Genomic DNA, 4,733 nt, shown 5'->3' with positions numbered 1-4,733 from the left:
GCATGCACCGTGCCGAGACGCGCGGTCCACACGAAAGCTTCCAGCTGGTGGAGGGTGAACCTCGTTGATAAAGAACTCGAATCAACCATCGTGAGAATTGATCAGTATCGGTGCCGGGAGCGGCTGCCTACGATTGCCGTCATTCACAACGACGATATCCGAAATGACTGCCATCGAACGAGGAGAGTTGCCGCCGCCATGCACGCTGCAACTGCTGGCCCTGCTGAAGGAGGCCGAGCCGGCCACCATCGGCCACTTTCATGATCGCGGCTTCCTGCATGGGCGGATCAAGGCCATGGCTGCGGTGGCGCGCAGCGTCGGCACTGCCGTCACCGTGCGTTGCGAGGGCTCGGACGGATCCATCCTGCATCACGCGCTGGGACAACTGCGGGCCGGCGATTTCCTGTTCGTCGACCGCGCGGGCGACGAGACGATCGCGTGCATGGGAGGCGCCAGCATGCTCGCGGCGCGCCTTCGCGGTGTCGCAGGCGTGGTGGTCGATGGCTGCGTCACGGACATTGCGGAGCTGCGCGAGCTCGGCGTGCCGGTGTGGGCCCGCGGCCTGAGCGCCCRCACCACCCGCGCCAGCGGGCACGCGGGCAGCTTCTGCCGGCCAGTGGACTGCGGGGGCGTGCGCGTGCATCCCGGCGATGCCGTGCTGGCTGACGAAAACGGCGTTCTGGTGATGCGGCCCGACGAGGCGTGGGCCTTGGCCCGGAAGGCGATCTTGCTGCAACAGGCGGAGCAGCAGACGCTGTCACGGCTGCGCGCCGGCGAGTCCTATTCCGACGTGCTGGACACGCGCCTTGTTTTCCAGGAGGCAGCGGCATGACGAGCGCYCATCAGACCAGGCCGCCCGCCTTCGCACCGATGGCGGAACTGTCSCGTGCCTTGCGAACCGGAGAGACSAGTTCGGTGATCCTCACGCGGGAGTGCCTTCGCCGCATCGCAGCGCACGACGCTGTCTTCAAGAGCTTCCTGGCGGTCTACGAAGAAGAGGCCYTGGCGGCGGCGGCCCTCGCMGACGAGGARCTTCGCGCAGGCCACGACCGCGGCCYGCTGCACGGYATTCCGTTGGCGCTGAAGGACCTGGTGAACATCCAGGGCAAGCCCACGACGGCRGGCTCACCGCTGCTGTCGGCCAACATCGCGCAACAGGACGCAGCCATCGTTCGGCGCATTGCCGACGCCGGCGGCGTCATCGTCGGCAAGACCCACATGGTGCAGTTCGCGCTGGGCGCCTGGGGCACCAATACGCACATGGGCACGCCACGCAATCCGGCCGGCCGCGCCACSGACAYGCTGGTGGCAGGCGGCTCCAGCAGCGGATCGGCCGTGGCCGTSGCAGCCCACCTGGTGCCGTGGGCGATCGGYTCCGAYACCGGCGGCTCGGTTCGCGTACCCGCGGCCTTCTGCGGCATCGTGGGCTTCAAGCCCACCATCGATGCGCTGCCGCGCGAGGGCGTCTATGCGCTCAGCGAGAGCCTGGACAGCGTGGGCCTGCTCGCGTCGTCGGTGCAGGATGCCCGGATGTGCTTCGAGGCGCTCGCCGGCGCGCCCGGTTCGGGCGCGGACGCCCGCCAGCGGATCGGCGTCCTGGAGGCGGATGAACTCGCGCCGCTCGCGCCGGCCGTCGCGCGATGCCAGGCACAGTGCCTGCAAAGGCTCGAGCAGGCGGGTTTCAGCCTGGTGCCATTCCGGTTTCCGGCGCCGCTGGCGGCGTTCAAGGAACCCACCAATGCCATCATGATCGCCGAAGGCGCCTGGGTGAACAACCGGTTCCTGGACGACCCGGACGCACCGATGGATCCGTCGGTGCGGTCGCGGCTTGTCGCCGCCCGGGCGACCACGGCCGTGCAGTACCTGCAGGCCCAAGCCACCGCGTCGCGCTGGCAGCAGGAGTTCGCCGGCGASATGGACAGGCTCGGGCTGTCCGCCRTCGCCATGCCSGTSACGGCGATGACCGCGCCGCGCCTCGAGGACGTCGACCACRACGTGGCGCCGGTCCACTTCACCCGCCCGGTCAACCTGCTCGCGCTGTGCGGTATCTCGCTTCCCGCGGGTGAGGACGACGACGCACGGCCCATCGGGCTGCAACTGGTCGGGCGCGCGGGATGCGATCACGCACTGCTGGGTGTCGCTGCCGATGTCGCCGCCGCACTGCATCCGTCTCGAATTCCGTCGCAGGAGGTGCGCAATGCTTAGCAAGCTGGCTGCCGTCCTGCTGGCATTCGTCGTTCCGTGCGCGGCCGCCCAGGACTACCCGCACAAGCCGGTGCGCCTGATCGTCCCGTTTCCTCCGGGCGGCAGCGTGGATCTGGTCGCGCGCCTGGTCGGCAAGAGCCTGCAGGACGCGCTGAAGCAGCCCTTCGTGGTCGACAACAAGCCGGGTGCCTCCGGCAACGTCGGTGCCGCCTACGTCGCCAAGGCGCCGCCGGATGGCTACACGCTGCTGGTCGGCAGCGCCGGTGTCTTTGCCGCCAACCAGTTCCTGTATGCCAATCCGCCATTCGATCCGCTGCAGGCCTTTGCGCCCATCATGCGGATCGTCGATCAGCCCAACATCCTGGTCGTGGGCCAGCAGTCGCCCGTGCGCAGCGTCAACGAGTTGATCGCGCTGGCCAAGGCACGCCCGGGAAAGCTGAGCTTCGGCAGCGCGAGCGTCGGTTCCGCCCAGCACTTCTCTACCGAGATCTTCATGCAGCAGGCCGGCGTGGAGCTCCTGCACGTTCCCTACAAGGGAGGCGCGCCGGCGCTCGTGGATCTGATGGGCGGGCAGATCGACATGCTGTTCGACACCTCGCCGACGGCCTTGCCTTACGCCAGGAGCGGCAAGCTGCGTGCGCTGGCCATCACCAGCCGACAGCGCTCGCCGCTGCTTCCGGACGTTCCCACGATGAAGGAAGCGGGGCTGCCCGACTTCGAGGTCGTCACCTGGACCGGCATTGCCGCGCCGGCCGGCACACCCCAGGCCGTGATCGACAGGCTCAACGCCGCGATCAAGACCGCGCTGCGCGGCGAGTTGCGYAGGCAGCTCGAGGAGACCTCCCTCATTCCGGTCGGGGACTCGCCCGAAGCCTTCCGGGAGTTCATGCGCAAGGACGCGGACAGCTACGCGCGCCTCGTGAAGGCCGCCAAGATCACGCCCCAGTGATCTTGCAGGGCGGTCCGGACGACGAATTTTTCACTCTCTTGATTGGATGCTGACATGAAGATTGCCTTGATACGTGYKGCGTGTGCCCTCTCACTGGCRATGGCAGGGCCGGCGTTCGCAGGGGACTACCCGGACAAGCCCATCCGCATCGTGGTTCCCTATCCGCCGGGCGGCGCGTCCGACACGGTGTCGCGCCTGATCGGGCAGCAGCTGTCGCARCGMCTCAAGCAGCCCGTGGTCGTCGAGAACAAGCCGGGTGCCACCGAACAGATCGCGGCCAGCTTCGTCGCCAAGGCGAACCCGGACGGCTACACGATCCTGCTGGCCTCCACCGCGGGACTTTCGGTCAATCCGACCCTCTACAAGGGACGCCTCGCCTACGACCCGGAAAAGGACCTCGCGCCGATCGTGCTGGCCGTGACCCTGCCCAGCGTGGTCATGGTTCATCCTTCGATGCCGGTCAATTCGTTCGACGAGCTCACGGCGTTCGCGCGGTCTTCGGCGACACCGATCAACTACGCTTCCAGCGGCGCCGGCAACCCCAGCCACCTGGGCATGGAGCTGTACAAGCGCGCGGCGTCCATCGACATGACGCATGTGCCYTACAAGGGTGGCGCGCCCGCGCTCCAGGATCTGATGTCCGGCCAGGTGTCCGTGATGATGGCCATCGGYCCGGAGTCGATGCCGATGGCCAAGGCCGGCCGGATGAAGGCGCTTGCAGTGACGACAGCGAAACGCTCGCCCGCCTATCCCGGACTGCCCGCAGTCTCCGAGACCAAGGGCTTTGCCAACTTCGAGCTGCTGCACTGGTTTGCACTGCTGGCACCCGCCCGGACGCCCGACGCCGTCATTGCGCTGCTGAACAAGAACGTGAACGACATCCTGAAGGACCCGGAGGTGAAGAACAAGCTKCTYGARATGGGAATGGAGCTCGAAGGCGGCTCGCCGCAGCGRYTGGCCGAAACGATCAAGCGGGACCGCCTCAAGTGGGAGAAGGTGATCATCGAATCGAACATCCGGATCGATTGATCCGCACCGACCCACATCATCATCCGAAAGAGAGAAYCGACATGGTCTTTGCTGGCGAAGGCATCCTGATTTCATCGATGGAAGTGCTCCCCGAGGAGGAGGCCGACTTCAACGAGTGGTTCGACCGTGAGCACCTGGCCGAGAGAGTGGCAATTCCCGGTTTTCTCGAGGCGAGACGGTATGAATCCGTCGGCGCGCCGACGYGCTACCTGCAGATCTACAACACCACGCGGTTCGATGTGCTGGACAGTGCGCCTTACCGGGCAGCCCTGGCGAGCCAGACCGAGTGGTCGAATCACCACATTTCMCGATTCATCGCGCCGACGCGCGTGGTCGGACGCCTKGTGCACAGCGCGGGGGKCGCGCGAGGCGTCGCAGTYGCACTKATGCGACTTCGGCCGTCCGGYGATCCGGCCATGATGCCGGCGCTTGCGGGCGTTCTGGAAGTGCTCGACCAACCGGGCACGGCTTCGATCCACTTTGTCGAGGCCGATGCTGGCCTTTCCAGGCCGGTGACGGCGGATTCGGGCTACGTGGGCAGCGAGGACTG

5 protein-coding genes are annotated in these 4,733 nt (G+C 67.0%); all 5 read left to right on the top strand.

The window, feature by feature from the left end; genetic code table 11:
• Positions 1-163: 163 nt before the first annotated feature.
• A complete protein-coding gene (locus AC1DOC_RS19745; RefSeq protein WP_478130333.1) occupies positions 164-832 on the top strand; it encodes an RraA family protein in 669 nt (222 codons plus the stop codon).
• The gene (locus AC1DOC_RS19740; protein WP_478130332.1) at positions 829-2,205 is read left to right on the top strand and encodes an amidase; all 1,377 of its coding nucleotides are present in this window, start codon (positions 829-831) and stop codon (positions 2,203-2,205) included. The genes AC1DOC_RS19745 and AC1DOC_RS19740 overlap by 4 nt, the downstream gene beginning before the upstream one ends.
• A complete protein-coding gene (locus tag AC1DOC_RS19735; RefSeq protein WP_015866094.1) occupies positions 2,198-3,154 on the top strand; it encodes a Bug family tripartite tricarboxylate transporter substrate binding protein in 957 nt (318 codons plus the stop codon). Before AC1DOC_RS19740 ends, AC1DOC_RS19735 begins: the two co-directional genes overlap by 8 nt.
• A gap of 150 nt (positions 3,155-3,304) precedes the next feature.
• Positions 3,305-4,183: a Bug family tripartite tricarboxylate transporter substrate binding protein gene (locus AC1DOC_RS19730; RefSeq protein WP_418149488.1), complete on the top strand. Its 879-nt coding sequence runs from the start codon at positions 3,305-3,307 to the stop codon at positions 4,181-4,183.
• 41 nt (positions 4,184-4,224) lie between these two features.
• The coding region (locus AC1DOC_RS19725; RefSeq protein WP_478129248.1) for a hypothetical protein at positions 4,225-4,733 on the top strand (509 nt) is incomplete at its 3' end.

The sequence above is a fragment of the Variovorax sp. 01T439_2 genome, assembly GCF_056398445.1.
Note: the sequence above shows the minus strand (reverse complement) of the source record. Positions and strands in the feature narration are given on the sequence as shown.